Below are 18,102 nucleotides of genomic sequence, written 5' to 3'. Positions count from 1 at the left end.
ATTGACGATGCCCTCGCCCAGCCCAGCCTCGACAAACGCATCCACGATAAGAGCATGCGTGCGCGGGCATTGTTCCGATGCCTTGAGCACCACGGTATTGCCGCAAGCCAGCGGCACCGCGATCGCGCGGGCGCCCAGGATGATCGGTGCGTTCCAGGGCGCCATGCCCAATACCACGCCGGCGGGTTCGCGCACCGCCATGGCCAGACAACCCGGCTTGTCGGATGGAATGACTTCGCCGCCCACTTGCGTAGTCAGGGAAGCGGCCTCCCGCACCACCGCTCCGGCAAGCGCGAGGTTGAAGCGGACCCAGCCCTCAGTCGCGCCAATCTCGCTCATCATTGCGTCAACGAAATCGGCTGACCGCGCGTCAAGAGCGTCGGCGGCTTTCAGTAGCATCGTGCGGCGTGCGTTTGGCGTCAGCGCCGCCCATGCCGGAAGCGCCGCTTCCGCCGCTTCAACAGCGGCGATTGCCTCCGCCGCCGTGGCCGCCGCGGCACGGGACGCGATGTCCCCGGTGACCGGATTGAGCCGATCGAAATGGCGCGGCACGTCGCGGTGACGACCGCCGATGCACAGGGGAACCAATGTTGCCGGCATTCCAAACTCCCTTTTCAGATTGCTATGAATCATATCTATTTGGATTGTTATGGGCAATAGCTATACTGCGCGCCATGAACGACACTGTCTCTGACGGCCGGCTGATAGATCCGGTTGCATCTCACCTGGGCTACCTCGCACGCCGGGCATCCGCGGCGATGATGGCCAATCTCGGTAATGCGCTGGCGCCGCTGGGCCTGCGCCCTGTTGAAGCCACCATCCTGCTGTTGATCGCCGCCAATCCCGGTTGTTCGCAAAGCGATGCCGGTCGGCTGCTGGGCATCAAGCGTGCTAATATGGTGCCGCTGATGGCCGGCCTCCTCGCCAGGGGTCTGGTGCGCAAGTCAGCGGGAGACGGACGGACATATGCCCTGTCGCTTACTGCCGCGGGCGAGGAGGCATGTGCGGCGGCAAGACAAGCCATGGAGCACTTGGAGAGGCGCTATGAGACCTTACTGGAACCCCAGCAGCAAGCAGTGTTGCGCCAGGGCCTGCAGCAGCTGGCCGAAACAATGAGCGACGAAATTTGATTGCCTCTTGCATATTTTCGAAAAACTTCTCATTATCCGAATCAACGGAGGATTTGTGACAACTCTCGCTGATAACGTCGAACAGGCCCTGCGAGCAGACCTGGTGCGCGGCATTCACCCGCCGGGCGGTCGCCTGCAGATGGAGAAGCTGGCGGAACGATATGGCGCTGGCATGTCGCCCGTGCGCGAAGCGCTCTCTCGCCTTTATGCGGAAGGGCTGGTCAGCCTGGAAAGCAACAAGGGCTTTCGCGTTCCGGCACTCAGTCGAGACGATCTGGCCGACATCGCGTTTGCCCGCACAGCGATCGAGACGGCGGCGCTGCGCCGCGCGATGGAACGCGGCGAGATCGCGTGGGAAGCGTCGCTGGTATCGGCGCTTCACACCTATCGCCTGACCAGCCGTGACCTCGACACCTCCGACGCCGACCGCCTTCGGGCCTGGCAGGCCGCGCACGACGGTTTGCATCGCGCGCTCATTTCCGGAAGCGGATCGCCGAGAATCGAAAAGATACAGGAACGGCTGCTGGTGCAGCACTCGCGCTATCGTCAGCTTTTGTATCGGATCCCGATCGACTTCGACGTCCATGAACGTGAGCATGTGGATCTTGTCGAGGCGGTGCTCGAGCGGGATGTCGAAGGCGCCGTCAGCATGATGGCCAGCCATATCGCCATTACCCTCGACGTTCTCGATCAATGGGGGATCTGGAAGGAGACCGGCTGAACGGCTCACTCACTGCAGACCGGGACGGTCTGCTACAACATCAAAGTAGGGGAATAGAGATGCTTGGAAAGTTTCGCCTGGCCACATCGGTGGCCGGGGCAGCCTTGCTGTGCGCCGGCGCGGCGCATGCGCAAGTCCAGAATCCGGTCGCAGCCCAGCCTGCCGCACCGGCCGGAACCGGCGCTTCGGATGGGGCCGAAATCATCGTCACCGCCCAGTTCCGGGCGCAGCGGCTGCAGGACGTGCCAATCGCGGTCTCAGCGATCAACAGCGAGGCGTTGCAGGATGCCCATGTTCGTTCGCTCGAGGATCTCAGTGCCTCTGTCCCCAGCTTCTCGGTTGCGGCCAACTCCAATTACGGTGCGGCGCCGCTCAGCATCCGGGGTGTCGGCGGCGCCAATGGCGGCGGCAATGTCTTCGCTGACGAACCCGTGGCGGTCTATTTCGACGGGGCAGTGGTCAGCCGCCCGCGCTACGCTTCGCTCGATCTGGTCGATGTCGAAAGCGTGGAAGTGTTGCGGGGACCGCAAGGCACTCTTTACGGCCGCAATTCCTCCGCCGGCGCGGTGCTGCTGAAGTCCGGCGCGCCGACCAAGGACCTTTACGGCTATATCGAAGGCAGTGCCGGCAGCTATCATGATTACCGGGTGCGCGGTGCGCTTTCCGGCCCGCTTGACAGCCAAGGACATTTGCTCGCGCGGCTTGCCGTGGGCTATTCCGACTATGACGGCTGGGCTCGCAATTATAACGGATCGCATCTGGGCGGCAGCCGCGATTTCCTGATCCGCGGCACGCTTCAGGCGGAGCCGACGGATCGGCTCACGCTGAAGCTCATCGGCGAATATTCCTATCAAAATTCGCATCCCGCCCTGCTTGCCATTTCAGACGTGAGCAACCTTCGCGACGAAGTGACGAACCCGACCGGAAGTAACGTGCTCCTGCCCTACACCTTGCGGCCGGATCTGCAGCAGGTGCTCAAAGACCAGCGCGTCGCGCTCAACGTCGACACTTTCACGCGCACCAAAGGGCGAACGATCACTCTGCAGGGTGACCAGGTGTTTGACTGGGCTACGCTGACCTCCATCACCAATTATCGCGATTGGCGCGTGCGGGGCCAGCTCGACTCGGACGGCACCGCCGTCAACCCGCCGACGCCGCCCTTCGTCACCGGTGACATCAGCAACGTGGGCGACAACGGCGGCAAGCAGTTCGAATGGCAGTGGTCGCACGAAATGCGTCTCGCGGGATCAGGCCATCATTTCGACTGGGTCGCCGGGGGCATCTATTTCGAGGAACACCTCGGCTTCGGACCCTTCACCATCTTCAATCGCCTGGCGGGGCCGGGCGGCGCCGGCACGGCCGCGACTTTCAAGGCGGATCAGACGACCACATCCTATGCCTTCTTCGGCAACATCACGTACAAGTTCACGGATAGCCTGTCGCTGACCGTGGGCGGCCGCTACAGCGAGGAACGCAAGCATTTCACCCGCTCGTTCGGGGTGACGACGATCTTGCCGTTCGATCCGCCCGGCCCCGTGGTCTTCCCCGCCGGTTCGACTCTGGCCGCGCCGCCCGACGTGGCCACGCGGGCCAAATTCACGGACTTCTCCCCGCGCGTCGTGCTCACTTTCCAGCCCGACCGCAATTTCATGGCCTATGCCAGCTATAGCCAGGGGTTCAAGAGCGGCGGCTTCAACGCCTTTGGCGGCTCGACCGCGTTCCGCCCGGAAGGGATCGACGCTTATGAAGTCGGCATGAAGCTCCAGGCCCTGGACCGCAAGCTGACCGTCAACACCGCCGCGTTCTATTACGATTATACGAACCTTCAGGTGCGCACGCCGGTGCCGTCCGGCGGCGTCGGCATCGAAACCGCGGATAAGGCGCGGGTCAAAGGCGTAGAGTTCGAAACCACGATCCGTCCGCTCACCGGGCTGCAGATCAACGGCAACCTGACGTATCTGGACGCGCGTTTCACAGCCGGTGCGCTCAGCGCGGTTCTGGTCAATTCCTTCGTGGCCGGATCGAACCCGGCGGTCGGCCTCGAAGATATCGCCGGCAATCGACTGACGCGCGCGCCCAAGTGGCAGGGCGGGGCCAACGTCAGTTACGAAACGGCGGCGGGTGCGGACAACACCATCCGGGCATCGCTGGGCGTCCGCTTCCAAAGCTCGGTTTTCTTCCTTGAGACCCGCCAGGACGCCGACACTTATCGCGCGAAGGCTTGGGGCGAACTGGACGCACGCCTGTCTCTGGCCAATCGTGCCGGCTGGGAATTGGCGGTCTACGGCAAGAACCTGACTGACAACCGGCATCTGTCCCAGGTCTCTTCACTGTTCGGCCTTCCGGTCGCGGCGGTGAACGAGCCGCGCCGTTACGGCATTCAGGCGCGCTACTCCTTCTAATCGTTTCAAATCAGGCGACTTTATGCGACTAGTGACTTTCGAATATGACGGGGCGGTGCGGCTCGGCGCCATTCTGGATGACGGGGATATTCTCGACCTTGCCGCCGCCGCCGCGTGGGCAGGGACCACTGATCCCGCGTTCGCTACGATGCTATCGCTTATCGATGAAGGGGAAGGGGCGCTGGATCGTGCTCGCGCCCTGGCGGCTTCTCCTCCGGGAGAAGCCGTTCTAGGCGCGGCCGCGATCCGGTTGCTGGCGCCGCTTCCGCGCCCGACACAGATTCGTGACTTCTCCGCCTTTGAGCAGCACATGCTGCAATCGGGAAAAGTCGTGTTCACGCTGAACGCGATCCGCGCGGGCAAGGAGCCGCCGAAAGGGCCGATCGTTCTTCCCAAGGTCTGGTACGATCAACCCATCTATTACAAGGCCAATCGCTTCGCCGTCGGCAATCCCGGCGATGATGTGCTGTGGCCACCCTATTCGCAAGTGGCCGATTACGAGCTGGAGATGGCTGCGGTGATCGGGCGGAAGGGGCGCGACATCCCCGCCTCTGACGCGAAAAGCCATATCTTCGGCTACACCATCTACAACGACTTCTCGGCGCGGGACGCGCAAGGCCATGAGATGACCGGACCGTTCGGCCCGGCCAAAGGCAAGGACTTCGACGGCAGCATCATCCTTGGCCCCTGCATCGTCACTGCGGATGAAATGCCCGATCCCTATCAGGCCCGCATGACCGCGACGGTCAACGGCGAGGTCTGGTCCGAAGGATCGATGAGCACGATCCACTGGCGTTTCGAGGACATGATCGCGCACGTCAGCGCGGGTGAGACCATTTATCCGGGCGAGATATTCGGCGCCGGGACCGTCGGCGGTGGCTGCGGGCTGGAGCAGGAACGGTTCCTGACGGATGGCGACGTGATCGAGCTGCGGATAGAGGGGATCGGCGCCATCCGCAACCGGGTCATAGGGTCCCAGTTGCGCCGAGGGAGCCCGGCCTGAGGCATCGCCGGTCGTCGTGGAGAGGACAATATGAAACGCATCATCGATCTGTCGATCCCGGTCAGCGCCGAAGTGGTGAGCGACCCGGATGTCATGCGGCCGCGCATCACGTATATCGGTCATAAAGCCGGCGCGGCGCAGATCGCGGCCGTCTTTCCGGGCCTTAGCGCCGACGACCTGCCCGACGGTGAGGGCTGGGCGGTAGAGGAAGTGTCGCTCACCACGCACAGCGGCACGCATATCGACGCGCCTTGGCATTATCATTCCTCGACGGACGGCGGGCAACGATCACCCACGATTGACGAAGCTCCGCTCGATCTGTTCCTGCGGCCTGGCGTCAAACTGGACTTCCGCCACTTGCCTGACGGCCATGTCGTTTCCGGCGCGGAGGTGGAGGCGGAGTTGGCCCGCATCGGGCATCGGCTTCAGCCGTTCGACATCGTGCTGGTCAATACCGCCGCCGGGGCCGCTTTCGGCCAGCCGCATTACATGGACAGCGGCTGCGGCATGGGACGGGAGGCGACGCTCTACCTCACCGAACGCGGGGTGAAAGTCGTGGGAACCGATGCGTGGTCCTGGGACGCGCCCTTTTCCCACACGGCGCGCCGCTTTGCACGGGATCGCGATCCTTCGATCATCTGGGAAGGGCACAAGGCAGGTCGTGAGCGCAGCTATTACCAGATGGAGAAGCTGCACAGGCTTGAAGCCCTTCCGCCGCACGGCTTCACCGTCGCTTGCTTTCCGGTGAAGATCGAGCGGGCATCGGCAGGCTGGACTCGCGCCGTCGCCATCCTCGAAGAACCGGACGCGCCATGACCGCGCGCGGAGAATTTGCGAGCGGCGGGATCATGCTCGCGGCCAGTTTTTTGGGCCTGTCGGTCGGCATATCGTCGCTGTTCTTCTACACGCTGGGCATCTTCATCCGGCCGCTTCAGGCGGAGTTCGGCTGGAGCCGCGGCTCCTTGTCGCTGGCCGTGCTGATCTCCGGGATTGTCCTTGCCATAGCGTCGCCCTTCGTAGGGCGGCTAGTGGACCGCGTGGGAGTCCGTCCGGTCCTGTCGTTCGCAATGCCGGCCTTGGCGCTGGCGGCGGTCGGCATGTCGTTCGTGCCGGGAAATCTTTTCCTCTACCTTTGCGCCATCAGTCTGTTGTGCCTGGCCGGTGCAGGCACTTCGCCGGTGGTCTTTACTCGGCTCATCGCGGCTCATTTCAAGGTTCACCGCGGACTGGCGCTGGGACTGCTGCTATCGGGAACTGGAGTGGCTGCGGCACTCGCTCCCGCTTTTTTCACGCCATTCGTCGCCGCCCACGGCTGGCGGGAGGGCTACCGCCTGTTGGCCGGAATCCTGATCGTCGCCCTGCCGGTCGTCCTGATCGGCCTGGGCCGGGACCGCGGCCCCTTGCTCAGGCCCGCCGCTCCATCGCCGCGGGCAGAAGCACCCCGCATTAGTTTCTTTACCCTGTTTCGCGACTGGAGGTTTCGCCTGATGCTGGCCTCCTTCTTCAGCCTGGCGCTCGGCATCGGCGGATTGATCGTTCATTTCGTTCCCATGCTGTTGGACGGCGGCATGGACGCGGCGAGGGCCGGGCGAACGGCCGGGCTGATCGGCATTGCGGTGATCCTCGGACGGATCGGTGCGGGGGCCCTAATCGACCGTGTGCATGCCCCTTTCGTCGCAGCCGCCATGCTTGTTGCCGCCGCAATCGGCTGCGTGCTGCTGGTCACCGGCGGCACGCACCTGGCCGGCGTCGCCGCCATGCTCATCGGCCTGGCAATGGGTGCAGAGGTGGACCTGATCGGCTTCCTAGTGGCGCGCTACATAGGGTTGAGCGCTTACGGTTCGGCCTATGGCGTTCTTTACGGCACGTTCGCCATCGGATCGACGGCGGGGCCTTACCTGGTCGGCCTCTCGTTCGACGCCACGGGCAATTACCGCCTGGCGCTGACATGCGCCGCCCTGTTGCTCGCCAGCGCGGCCGTTCTGCTCTCGCGCCTCGGACCTTACCCTGCGGAGACCGCCTGAATGCATAAGGATCGGGTAACGGTTGTCGGCTGCGGCCTTGTCGGCATCGGCTGGACGGCGACATTTCTCGCGCACGGCCTGCAAGTCACTTGCGTCGATCCGGCGCCAGGGGCCGAGGCCCGCCTGCGAGAGGGTGCGGCAGCGGATCTTCGCCTCCTTCAGCTTGACGACGAACAAGCGGGCGAAGCGATGGATGCCCTGTGTTTCGAACCCGACCTGGCGAAAGCTGTCGGGGACGCCGACTGGGTGCAGGAAAACGGACCGGAGACAGTTGCGGCCAAGCGGGCGCTGATCGCATCGATCTCCCACGCGGCTCCTGACCATGCCATAATCGCGTCAAGCAGCTCAAGCATCACCGTCAGCGCGATGCAGACCGAAGCTCGCTGGCCTGACCGGGTGGTGCTGGGCCATCCCTTTATTCCTGTGCCCTTGATGGCGCTGGTGGAGGTGGCGGGCGGTGACCTGACAGAGCCTGCGTCGGTCGAACGGGCGATGGCCTTCTATCGCTCGATCGGTAAAAGCCCGATCCGTCTGAAGCGCGAAGTGGCCGGGCATGTCGGCAATCGGCTGCAAGCGGCGCTGATGCGTGAAGCGTTTTACCTGCTGCAGGAGGGTGTCGCCTCGGTCGAGGACATCGACCTTGCCGTGACGGAGGGGCCCGGCGCGCGCTGGGCGGTCTCGGGCCCGTTCATCACGCATCATCTGGCCGGCGGAGCGGGCGGCGCGCGCCGGGCCTTCGAACATCTGGGCCCGGCATTGCAGGCGATGTGGAGCCATTTGGGCTCCCCCAGCCTGACACCGGAACTCGAACGGAAGGCCATCGAGGGCATCGAACAAAGCCTGACCGCGCGCGGCGGACGGGAGCCGGGCGAGGAGCGGGTGCATGTCCTCAACGCGATCCGCCAGGCGAAGAACGCATTCACGGAGCGATCGACCGATCATGATTAGGAACAACAAGGCCATCATCACCTGCGCGGTGACGGGGTCAGTCCATACGCCATCCATGTCGGACCATCTGCCGATCACGCCAGATCAGATCGCCGAGCAGGCGGTGGCCGCGGCGGAGGCCGGCGCCGCCATCCTGCATCTTCACGCACGCGATCCGCGCGACGGGAGGCCGAGCGCCGACCCGGAAATTTTCATGCAGTTCCTTCCCCGCATCAAGCAACAATGCGATGCAGTGGTGAACATCACGACGGGCGGGGCCGTGGGCATGTCGATGGATGAACGGCTCGCCGCCGCGCGCCGCGCGGAACCCGAATTGACCTCGATGAACATGGGCACGATGAACTTCGGCGTATTCCCGGTCGCCGAACGGATTACGGCGTGGAAGCACGACTGGGAAAAGCCCTTTCTCGAAGGCTCGCGCCGGATGCCGATGAGCAATACATTCGAGCAGATTGAGACGGCGGCCGCCGAGTTGAGCGGACGCTTCGGCACCCGGTTCGAGTTCGAATGCTATGACGTCAGCCATCTTTATACTCTTGCGCATTTCGCGGATCGCGGCGTGGTGAAGCCGCCGTTCCTCGTGCAATGCGTGCTGGGCATATTAGGCGGCATGGGTCCGGAGCCGGAAAATCTCGTTCACATGGCTGGGGTGGCCGATCGGCTTTTCGGCCAGGACTGGTATCTTTCAGTCCTGGGGGCTGGACGGCATCAGATGCCGCTCGCCGCCGTTAGCGCCGCGCTAGGAGGCAATGTGCGCGTCGGGCTGGAAGATAGCCTGATGCTGGAACGCGGACGGCTTGCCCGGACGAATGCGGAACAGGTACGAAAGGTCAAGACCATCCTTGAAGAGATGGGCCGCGAAATCGCAACGCCGGCAGAAGCGCGGGCGATGCTCCAACTCAAGGGAGGCGACAATGTCGGTTTCTGACCCCGCTTCGACTCGCATGGAATTGCCGACCGAAGCTCTCGAACTGCGCTCAACGGTCACATCGGATGGACGGCTTGTCCTGACATTGGAATCCATAACCGTCCCTCTACCTCAGGCGCATGAAGTGGTGGTGGCGGTCGAAGCGACACCGCTGAACCCCTCCGACCTTGGCCTTCTGCTGGGTCCGGCGGATCTCTCGACCATGACTGTCGCAGGCACGGCGGAACGCCCCAGAGTGATCGCGGCCATCCCCGAAAGCGCCATGCCCTCTTTATCGGCGCGGATCGACCGTTCCATGAAAGTCGGCAACGAAGGCGCAGGGACGGTCGTAGCGGCTGGTTCGGCGGTGAGCCATCTGCTCGGCCTCAAAGTCGGCATGTTCGGCGGGGCGATGTACACGCAGCTGCGCACGTTGCCCGCGGCCGATTGCGTGCCGTTGCCCGAAGGGGCCAGCATGGCGGATGGGGCATCGATGTTCGTCAATCCTCTGACCGCGCTCGCGATGGTGGAGACGATGCATGCCGAAGGGCATCGGGCGCTGGTCCACACCGCCGCCGCGTCCAACCTGGGGCAGATGCTGAACCGGATTTGCCTGAGCGACGGCGTGCCGCTGGTCAATATCGTTCGCAGTGAGAGCCAAGCGCAGTTGCTGCGCTCCGCCGGCGCGAGCCACGTGGTTGATAACAGCGCCGCTGACTTCGCCGAAACGCTGGAAGATGCGATCGGCGCCACCGGCGCGACCATCGCCTTCGACGCCATCGGCGGCGGACGACTTGCTAACGCTATTCTTCACGCGATGGAGCGCTCGCTGAGCCGCGCGGCCGCGTTCAGCCGATATGGGTCCACGACGCACAAGCAGGTCTACATTTACGGCTCCCTCGATCGCGGCCCCACTGTGCTTGACCGCACTTATGGCATGGCCTGGGGAATCGGTGGTTTCCTGCTGACGCCGTTCCTGCAAAAAATCGGGCCCGAAGGTGAAGCAAGACTGCGCAGCCGCGTGGCGAGTGAGCTCAAGACCACATTCGCCAGCCATTATACCGCGACCGTCTCGTTCCGGGAGTTGCTGGACCCCGTCCGCCTGTCCGCCATCGCCCGCCGGGCAACGGGCGAGAAATATCTGATAGATCCCAGCCTGCCCTAAAGGATGACGAGATGAGAGGCGTTGTACCGCCCGCCGACAGCCGGCTGATCGCAATGCAGTTCGAGGCTGCACCGGGGCTTTCCCGGCTGCGCGCGCTCAAGGAAAGTTTTGGCGCGGCAACGCCCGATCTGGTGGAGGCCGTGCTAGATGAGGCGGCACGCTTCTCGTCCGACTTTCTCGCTCCGCTCAATGATATCGGCGACCGGCAGGGATGTGCCTTTGTCGAGGGGCGGGTGCGCACGCCGCAGGGCCATCGCGAAGCTTATGACGCTTATGTCGCCGGTGGATGGACGACGCTGGACCAGCCGATCGAGCAGGGCGGCCAGGGCCTGCCACTCTCGCTCGCTTTCGCGGTGCAGGAGCTGTTCGATCGCGGTTGTTCCGCATTCGGGATGCTGCCGGTGCCGCAGCGCTCGGCCGCCCGCCTGATCGCCGCCTTCGGCGACACCGCGATGAAAGCGGAATGGCTTGAACCGCTGATATCGGGCGAATGGGCCGCTACCATCTGCATCTCGGAGGCGGATGCAGGATCGGACGTGGGCCGCTTGCGTACGCGCGCCGAACCTTTGAGTGATGGCGAGTGGGCGATCACCGGCGAGAAGAACTGGATCTCGTTCGGCGATCACGACCTTACCGCGCGGATTGGCCATTGCCTGCTCGCCAGGACTGCAAGCGCGGATGGGCTTAGCCTGTTCCTTGTGCCGGATCGTTTCGGGGAACAGCGCAATGGCGTGGTGGTCCGGCGGATCGAGGAGAAGCTTGGCCTCCACATCTCGCCGACATGCGCCTTGGGTTTCGAGAACGCGCGTGGCCGCCTGATCGGCACTGAAGGGCGTGGGCTGCAGCAGATGTTCCTGATGATAACGAACATGCGCCTCGCCACCGGCGCGCAAGGTCTGGCGATTGCGGCCGGGGCGGCCGACCTTGCGCTGGCCTATGCCCGCGATCGGCGGCAGGGCGGCAGCCCGAGCCCCGTTCCGATCAACCGCCATCCCGACGTGCAGCGCATGCTGCTGGAGCAGGCTGCCAAGGTGGAGGTGCTGCGCGGCCTGCTGCTGACGGCGGCGAATTACGGCGATCTCGCCGCGTGCGAGCCTGACGAAGAGGCCCGCAAGGATGCCGGCGCATTGCTGCAATGGCTGCTGCCGCTGGTGAAGACCACGGGCGGCGAATTTGCGTTCGAGGTCGCAAGCCACGCAGTGCAGGTTCTGGGTGGAGCGGGCTACACCCGCGAATGGCCCGCCGAACAGATGCTGCGCGACGCCCGCGTGCTGACGATCTTCGAAGGCACCACCGGCATTCAGGCGTTGGATCTTCTGCATCGCAGGCTGCATGGCGACCGGCGCGGGCTGCGCACTTTTCTGAACCTCGCGCGGAACGACGCAGCGGCAGCATCGGCCGGGCGAGCGCTTCTTCCCGTGCTCGATCTGCTGGAAGACTCCGTCGAACGCCTCGTCGCCGTGGCTGATCCCCGCGCGGCGGAAGCGGGCGCGACAGCGTTCCTGCATCTGGCGGCGCTGGCGGCGACCGGCTGGATCGCGGCCAGGCTTGTCGCATTGGAGGACAGCGGCCGCGAGGCCGAACGGCTCCGTGCCGCCGGACGGCACTGGCTGGCGCTGATACCGCCCCGCGCCGCATCCTGCCACGCCGAAAGCCTAGCCGGCCTGGACCTGCTCGAAGGGTTCGAAAAGATCGACGTCTGTTGAAGCTATGGCTTGCGCCTTTCAAAGCGGAAGCGACGTCGTTGACTTGATCTCTGACAGAGCCACCATCGAATTGATCTCCTGGATTCCCGGCACGCGGCTCAGCTGGTCGAAGAAGAAGCGCTCATAAGCATCGATATCCTCCGCCACGATGCGCAGAATGAAGTCGGTTGCGCCCAGCGTGACATAACAATCGAGCACTTCCTTGAAGCCTTGGATCGCCTTGGAGAACTCCTCGATATTCTCTCGTCCTTTGCCACTCAGGCGTACCTGAGCGAATATCTGGGCATTAAGGCCGATGCGCCGCCGGTCCAACAGCGTCACCTGGCCCAGGATAATGCCGTCCTGGCGCATTCGCTGGATGCGGCGCCAGCACGGCGATTGGGACAAACCCACACGCTCGGCAATTTCCGCAATGGTCAGTGATGCATCCTTCTGCATCAGCGCCAGAATCTTACGGTCAATGTCATCAAGCTCGCTAGGCATGATTTTCCTCGTTCAGAAATTTATGGGGTAGAATATACCTCAATACTATGACCTTCCAAGGAAGAAAGGAGCGGTTTTGCCGCGGCATTGCTGTCATAAGGGGGGCGACGAGGAGGATGCCATCGTGAGAAGGAACACTGCGGCCGCGCTCGATTTCAACGGCCGACCTGGTGCTGCGCTCGGCACGGCACTTTACGTCTTCGCCATTCGCGCGGCGCGAGATCCGCAGGTGATGTCGAGAGTTGCCGCGCCATTCGCTCAACGCAACATCGTTCCGCACCAGCTCTGCTGCCGCGCGTCGGAGCAATGGCTGCTCATTGACATCGAGGTCGAGCTCGAAGCGCCCAAGATCGCGGAGCTGCTCCTGCAGAAAATTCGTTCCATCGTGCTCGTGGAGCGCGTCAATCTGGTAGAAGGCAATTGTTGATGTCGCATTCTGTCCTGGGACATAACAGCCAGGCGCTTTCTCTGCATGTCCCTGTCCCATCCTCTCGCCCCGGCGTAACACCGGATTTCTCCGCGCTGGGGATACCTCCCGCCGGTCTCTGCCCGCGCCCTCCGGTGGATGTTCCGGCAGCCGATATCCGCAATTTCGCGTTCGAAATGATCCGCGTGTTGGATGATGACAACGAAGCGAAAGGCGAATGGAAACCGGATCTCGACGCTGACACCCTTCGGCGCGGCTTGCGGGCAATGATGCTGACCCGTGCCTACGACGAGCGCATGGTGCGCGTGCAGCGCCAGGGCAAGACCAGCTTCTATATGAAGTCAACCGGTGAGGAAGCCGTCGCCGTCGCTGCGACCATGGCGCTCGATCGCGGTGACATGTGCTTTCCTACGTATCGCCAACAAGGCATATTCGTCGCGCGCGATTGGCCGCTGCGCGACCTCATGAACCAGGTCTATTCGAACAGCGGCGATCGCCTCAAGGGCCGGCAGATGCCGGTCTTCTATTCAAGCCGCGAGGCCGGCTTCTTCTCCATCTCCGGCAATCTCGGCACACAATACAGCCAAGCGGTGGGCTGGGCGATGGCGTCGGCGGCCAGCGGCGATACGCGCATCGCGGCAGCCTGGATCGGCGACGGAGCGACTGCGGAGGGCGATTTTCATTACGCTCTCACTTTCGCATCGGTCTATCGCGCGCCGGCAATCCTGAACATCGTCAACAATCAGTGGGCGATCAGTTCCTTTGCGGGCTTTGCGGGCGGGGAAGCGACGACATTCGCGGCGCGCGGCCTCGCTTACGGCCTCCCCGCTCTGCGGGTTGACGGCAATGATTTTCTCGCGGTCTACGCGGCCACGCAGTGGGCGGCGGCCCGCGCCCGAGCGAACCTGGGAGCAACTGTGATCGAGATGGTCACGTACCGGGCCGATGCGCATTCCACGAGCGACGACCCCAGCCGCTATCGCGCCGCCAACGAAGCTTCCGCCTGGCCGCTGGGCGACCCGATCCGCCGTCTTGCGGATCATCTGACCGCGCTCGGCGAATGGGACGAGGAGCGCCACGCAGCGCTGGCCGCGGAATTGGCCGAGCATGTGCGAGAGGAGGGACGGGCGGCCGAAGCGCTCGGCACCCTCGGACAAGGCCCCCAACTGGACCGCAAGACGATGTTTGACGACGTTTACAAGGACATGCCCGCGCACTTGCGTCGCCAGCGCGAACAGATGCTGGGGGGCGAGTGATGGCGCGAATGAACATGATCCAGGCGATCAACAGCGCCATGGACGTCTGCCTGAACAATGATCCGAAAGTCGTCGTTTTCGGCCAGGACGTCGGCTTTTTCGGCGGCGTCTTCCGCGCCACTGACAAGCTACAGGAACGCCACGGGTTAAACCGTGTGTTCGACGCGCCGATCGCCGAGGGCGGCATCATCGCCACGGCTGTGGGCATGGGCGCTTATGGGATGCGGCCGGTGGTCGAGATCCAGTTTGCGGACTATATCTATCCCGGCACCGATCAGCTGATTTCCGAAGCCGCGCGGCTGCGCTATCGCACGGCGGGCGAATGGTGGTCGCCGATCACCGTGCGTTCCCCTTATGGCGGCGGCATCTATGGCGGGCAGACGCACAGTCAGTCGCCGGAAGGCATTTTCACGCATGTCGCAGGGCTGAAGACCGTTATTCCCTCCAACCCGCATGATGCCAAGGGATTGCTGATCGCTGCCATCGAAGATGACGATCCGGTGCTGTTTTTCGAGCCGAAGCGGCTCTACAACGGCCCCTTCGATGGCCATCATGACCGGCCGGTCACGCCCTGGTCCAAGCATCCGGCGGGTGATGTTCCCGATGGCCACTACACCGTGCCCCTGGGCAAGGCGGCTACAGTCAAAGCGGGAACGGCCGCCACAGTGCTGGCCTATGGCACGATGGTTCACGTCGCGCTGGCGGCGGCGGAAGAGACCGGCATCGACGCTGAGGTCATCGACCTGCGGACATTGGTTCCGCTTGACCTAGATACCATTGTCTCCTCCGTCGAAAAGACCGGGTGCTGCGTAATCGTTCACGAAGCGACGTTGACCTGCGGTTTTGGTGCTGAACTGGCGGCGCTTGTCCAGCAGCATTGCTTCTATTCGCTGGAGACGCCGGTGGAGCGCGTGGCCGGGTGGGATACCCCCTACCCTCACGCCTTCGAGTGGGACTATTTCCCCGGTCCGGCCCGCGTGGGCGCGGCGCTTCGCCGGGCTGTGGAGCGCTAAGACATGGCACAAAGACCATTCAAGCTGCCTGACATTGGCGAGGGCACGGCGGAAGCCGAACTCGTCGCATGGCATATCGGGGTTGGCGACACTGTTGCCGAAGATGACCTGCTGTGCGAAGTCATGACTGACAAGGCGACGGTCGAAGTCACTGCCCCCTTTTCCGGCAAAGTGATTGAAAGAACCGGAAATCCCGGCGATATGCTGCCCGTGGGCGGCGTTGTCCTTGTGTTCGATGTCGAAGAGGAAGGGGCCGCGCCGGCACCGGAGCCGACATCGCCCGAGATATCGTCCTCGGCCTCACCCCCTCAGTCGACGCGGCAGGAACCCGAGCACCGGGTGCTTGCATCGCCAGCGCTGCGCAAGCGCGCCGCCGACCAGGGCGTGAATCTGCGCGACGTTGTCGGTTCGGGCGCCAAGGGTCGTATTCGCCAGTCGGACGTGGATGCTTATCTGGCTTATGCCAAAACACTGAGGGAAACGCCGCGGGTTGCGTCTCCTGGGGGGGCGGCTCAAGTTTCCGCCATATCGCCCGCTCCGCCAAGCGACGATGTGGAGGAAGTTCCAGTCATCGGCCTGCGTCGGCGTATCTCGGAGCGGATGCAGGATACCAAGCGGAGAATCCCGCATTTCTCCTATATCGAGGAGGTTGATGTCAGTCAGCTCGAAGCTCTGCGCGAAAGCCTGAATGCTACGCGCGGAGAGCATCGCCCCAAGCTGACGCTGCTGCCGTTTCTCGTGCGCGCGCTCACCCGCGTCCTTCCGGAATTTCCGCATCTCAATGCGCTGTACGATGATACCGCCGGGATCGTGCGCCGCCATCGGGCCGTTCATGCCGGCATAGCGACGCAGACGCCGCAAGGTCTGGTGGTGACGGTGCTGCGCGACGCGGGCAGCCATGACGTCTGGGGCGTGGCCTCGGAATTGACTCGGCTCTCCGGTCTGGCCCGGTCCGGCCGGGCGGCCCCAGCCGACCTGACGGGCTCGACGATCACCATCACCAGTCTGGGCGCGATGGGCGGCGTGGCGACCACGCCGGTCATCAACAGCCCGGAAGTGTCGATCGTCGGCGTCAACAAGGTTATCGAGCGGCCAATCGTGGATCGCGGCCAGATCAGGATCGCCAAGATGATGAACTTGTCCTCATCGTTCGATCACCGCGTGGTCGACGGTTGGGACGCCGCATCGTTCGTTCAGCGCGTGAAGGCTATGCTCGAAACGCCCGCGCTTCTGTTCGTTGAAGCATAGGATAAGGATGCCCCTGAAACTCCTTTCAGTGCTGGAAATGCCCGAACGCGTAGCGGATCGCTTTAGGGCACGCACATCGCTGGTCCAGGGGAGGCTGGAAGACGCCGCCGACGTCCAACCAGACGCAATATTGTGTTCGATCGGCCCTCGCCGTTTCGACCGAGAGGTCATCCGGAACCTGCCGGCTTCGGTGAAAGCCATCGCGACTTATTCGGTGGGTTACGATCACATCGATCTTCAGGCAGCGGCCGATCGCGGCATCGCCGTGTTCAACACGCCGGGGGTCCTTTCGGACGCTGTCGCGGACGCAGCGTTGCTCCTCATATTGGGGGCCGCCAGAAGAGCGACCGAAAGCATCGCCCTCTTGCGGGAAGGCCGTTGGACCGGCTGGTCACCGGCGCAACTCGTCGGTGAAGGGCTGAGCGGAAAGACGCTCGGCATTTTCGGGATGGGCAACATTGGTCGCAAGGTCGCCAGCCGCGCGCGCGCTTTCGGAATGCGGCTTGCCTATCACGGGCGGAGCGAGGCCGTGGGTGAGGACGCCTTGTTCTACCCCGATCCGCGCGCGCTGATCGCCGATTGCGATATCGCCGTCCTGGCCTGGCCCTCGACACCGGAGACGCGCTATTTCATCGCCGCCGACACGCTTTGCTTGGCGAAGCCGTCCCTGATCCTGGTGAATATCGGTCGCGGCGATCTGGTGAAGGACGAGGATCTGATCGCAGCCCTGCGCGACGGAAAGATTCTGGCCGCAGGGCTGGATGTGTTTGACAACGAGCCGCAAATCCATCCGGGATATCTGGATCTGCCCAATGCCTTCCTTCTGCCGCATATCGGCAGCTCGACCTGGGAGGCGCGCCTGGCCATGGCCGACGTCCTTCTCGATGCCCTCGAAACGCACGCCTGCGGCGGCCAACCGCACAACCGGATCGCTTGAGCCGTTGGGCTCACAGCATCTGTGCGACGAGCCTGAGACCAAGAGCGACCATCAGCACGTAAATCAGCGTATAGAACCGCTGTGCGTCGACCTTGCGCACCAGCACGACGCCGGCCGCCGTGGCGACGAGGGCCAGCGGCATCAACATCGCGCTGGCCTGAAGGTTGGCGCGGGTGAACTGCCCCAAGGCGGCATAAGTGGGGATTTTCATCCAGTTCATCATGGCAAAGGCGATGGCGGTCGTACCCACCAGAACGTCGCGGGGCAGCTGGCGCGGGATCACCCACATTTGAAAAGGCGGTGCACCGGCATGAGCGATCTGGCTGGCGAAACCGGACCCTATGCCGAACAGTGAGCCCACCCAGTAAGGGGAATTGGATGGCAGTGGTATTTTTCCGCCGCGTTCCAGCCAGAGACGATAAAGGCCGAATACCAGCGACAACAGGCCGATGAAGCCAGTGACAACCTTTTCATCCACGACTTTGGCGAAGGCGAAACCCAGCAGCACGCCCAGCCCCATACCCGGCAGCATGGCCGCGATAATCGCTTTGTCCCATGTGCGGCGGAATGCCCAGACGCTCACGGCATCCTGAACGACAAGAATGGGGAGCAGAATGGCAGCCCCCTCGATGGGGTTCACGCCTTGGACCATGATCGGCATGGCCAGCATGCCGAGGCCGGCGAAGCCGCCTTTCCCAAGACCGGATATCGTAACTGCAAGGGCGGCGCAAA

General features: G+C 63.5%; 18 protein-coding genes. 15 read left to right on the top strand and 3 right to left on the bottom strand.

Annotation, left to right across the window (positions count from 1 at the left end; all coding sequences use genetic code 11):
• Positions 1 to 600: aldehyde dehydrogenase family protein (locus V7D69_RS13325; protein ID WP_333606040.1), on the bottom strand; the 600-nt coding region annotated here is incomplete at its 3' end.
• A gap of 74 nt (positions 601 to 674) precedes the next feature.
• Here V7D69_RS13325 and V7D69_RS13320 point away from each other — a divergent pair.
• From V7D69_RS13320 to V7D69_RS13275, 10 genes are read left to right on the top strand one after another with little or no spacing between them, the layout of a single operon-like run.
• Positions 675 to 1,130: a MarR family winged helix-turn-helix transcriptional regulator gene (locus tag V7D69_RS13320; RefSeq protein ID WP_333606039.1), complete on the top strand. Its 456-nt coding sequence runs from the start codon at positions 675 to 677 to the stop codon at positions 1,128 to 1,130.
• A 55-nt stretch (positions 1,131 to 1,185) separates the two neighbouring features.
• Positions 1,186 to 1,851 carry a GntR family transcriptional regulator gene (locus tag V7D69_RS13315; protein WP_324061097.1) on the top strand — a complete coding sequence of 222 codons (666 nt, stop codon included), beginning with the start codon at positions 1,186 to 1,188 and terminating at the stop codon, positions 1,849 to 1,851.
• Positions 1,852 to 1,910: 59 nt separating this feature from the next.
• Positions 1,911 to 4,253, top strand: a complete 2,343-nt coding sequence (locus tag V7D69_RS13310; protein WP_333606038.1) for a TonB-dependent receptor — start codon at positions 1,911 to 1,913, stop codon at positions 4,251 to 4,253.
• Between the two features lie 22 nt (positions 4,254 to 4,275).
• A complete protein-coding gene (locus V7D69_RS13305; RefSeq protein ID WP_333606037.1) occupies positions 4,276 to 5,256 on the top strand; it encodes a fumarylacetoacetate hydrolase family protein in 981 nt (326 codons plus the stop codon).
• Between the two features lie 30 nt (positions 5,257 to 5,286).
• Positions 5,287 to 6,072, top strand: coding sequence for a cyclase family protein (locus V7D69_RS13300; RefSeq protein ID WP_324061100.1), 786 nt, complete (start codon positions 5,287 to 5,289; stop codon positions 6,070 to 6,072).
• The gene (locus V7D69_RS13295; protein WP_333606036.1) at positions 6,069 to 7,280 is read left to right on the top strand and encodes an MFS transporter; all 1,212 of its coding nucleotides are present in this window, start codon (positions 6,069 to 6,071) and stop codon (positions 7,278 to 7,280) included. The genes V7D69_RS13300 and V7D69_RS13295 overlap by 4 nt, the downstream gene beginning before the upstream one ends.
• Entirely contained in the window at positions 7,281 to 8,228 is a 948-nt protein-coding gene (locus V7D69_RS13290) for a 3-hydroxyacyl-CoA dehydrogenase NAD-binding domain-containing protein (RefSeq protein ID WP_333606035.1), read from the top strand.
• Positions 8,221 to 9,156 carry a 3-keto-5-aminohexanoate cleavage protein gene (locus tag V7D69_RS13285; RefSeq protein WP_324061103.1) on the top strand — a complete coding sequence of 312 codons (936 nt, stop codon included), beginning with the start codon at positions 8,221 to 8,223 and terminating at the stop codon, positions 9,154 to 9,156. The genes V7D69_RS13290 and V7D69_RS13285 overlap by 8 nt, the downstream gene beginning before the upstream one ends.
• Positions 9,143 to 10,300, top strand: a complete 1,158-nt coding sequence (locus V7D69_RS13280) for a zinc-binding dehydrogenase (RefSeq protein WP_324061104.1) — start codon at positions 9,143 to 9,145, stop codon at positions 10,298 to 10,300. Before V7D69_RS13285 ends, V7D69_RS13280 begins: the two co-directional genes overlap by 14 nt.
• Positions 10,301 to 10,311: 11 nt before the next feature.
• The gene (locus V7D69_RS13275) at positions 10,312 to 12,006 is read left to right on the top strand and encodes an acyl-CoA dehydrogenase family protein (protein ID WP_333606034.1); all 1,695 of its coding nucleotides are present in this window, start codon (positions 10,312 to 10,314) and stop codon (positions 12,004 to 12,006) included.
• Positions 12,007 to 12,024: 18 nt separating this feature from the next.
• Here V7D69_RS13275 and V7D69_RS13270 read toward each other — a convergent pair whose 3' ends face one another.
• Positions 12,025 to 12,489 (bottom strand): Lrp/AsnC family transcriptional regulator, encoded by a 465-nt coding sequence (locus V7D69_RS13270; protein WP_324061106.1) that lies wholly within the window; start codon positions 12,487 to 12,489, stop codon positions 12,025 to 12,027.
• Between the two features lie 124 nt (positions 12,490 to 12,613).
• Here V7D69_RS13270 and V7D69_RS13265 point away from each other — a divergent pair, with 124 nt between their 5' ends.
• From V7D69_RS13265 to V7D69_RS13245, 5 genes are read left to right on the top strand one after another with little or no spacing between them, the layout of a single operon-like run.
• Positions 12,614 to 12,916: a hypothetical protein gene (locus tag V7D69_RS13265; RefSeq protein WP_324061107.1), complete on the top strand. Its 303-nt coding sequence runs from the start codon at positions 12,614 to 12,616 to the stop codon at positions 12,914 to 12,916.
• Complete coding sequence (locus V7D69_RS13260; protein ID WP_333606033.1) at positions 12,916 to 14,172, top strand: thiamine pyrophosphate-dependent enzyme; 1,257 nt, start codon at positions 12,916 to 12,918, stop codon at positions 14,170 to 14,172. Before V7D69_RS13265 ends, V7D69_RS13260 begins: the two co-directional genes overlap by 1 nt.
• Positions 14,173 to 14,180: 8 nt before the next feature.
• Positions 14,181 to 15,185, top strand: a complete 1,005-nt coding sequence (locus V7D69_RS13255) for an alpha-ketoacid dehydrogenase subunit beta (protein ID WP_333606041.1) — start codon at positions 14,181 to 14,183, stop codon at positions 15,183 to 15,185.
• Positions 15,186 to 15,188: 3 nt separating this feature from the next.
• Positions 15,189 to 16,433: a dihydrolipoamide acetyltransferase family protein gene (locus V7D69_RS13250; RefSeq protein WP_333606032.1), complete on the top strand. Its 1,245-nt coding sequence runs from the start codon at positions 15,189 to 15,191 to the stop codon at positions 16,431 to 16,433.
• A gap of 7 nt (positions 16,434 to 16,440) precedes the next feature.
• Entirely contained in the window at positions 16,441 to 17,370 is a 930-nt protein-coding gene (locus tag V7D69_RS13245) for an NAD(P)-dependent oxidoreductase (RefSeq protein ID WP_333606031.1), read from the top strand.
• Positions 17,371 to 17,380: 10 nt separating this feature from the next.
• On the opposite strand, the gene V7D69_RS13240 is transcribed toward V7D69_RS13245, so the two are convergent.
• The coding region (locus tag V7D69_RS13240; RefSeq protein WP_333606030.1) for a sulfite exporter TauE/SafE family protein at positions 17,381 to 18,102 on the bottom strand (722 nt) is incomplete at its 5' end.

Source organism: Novosphingobium sp. (genome assembly GCF_036733805.1).
Taxonomy (GTDB): domain Bacteria; phylum Pseudomonadota; class Alphaproteobacteria; order Sphingomonadales; family Sphingomonadaceae; genus Novosphingobium.
Note: the sequence above shows the minus strand (reverse complement) of the source record. Positions and strands in the feature narration are given on the sequence as shown.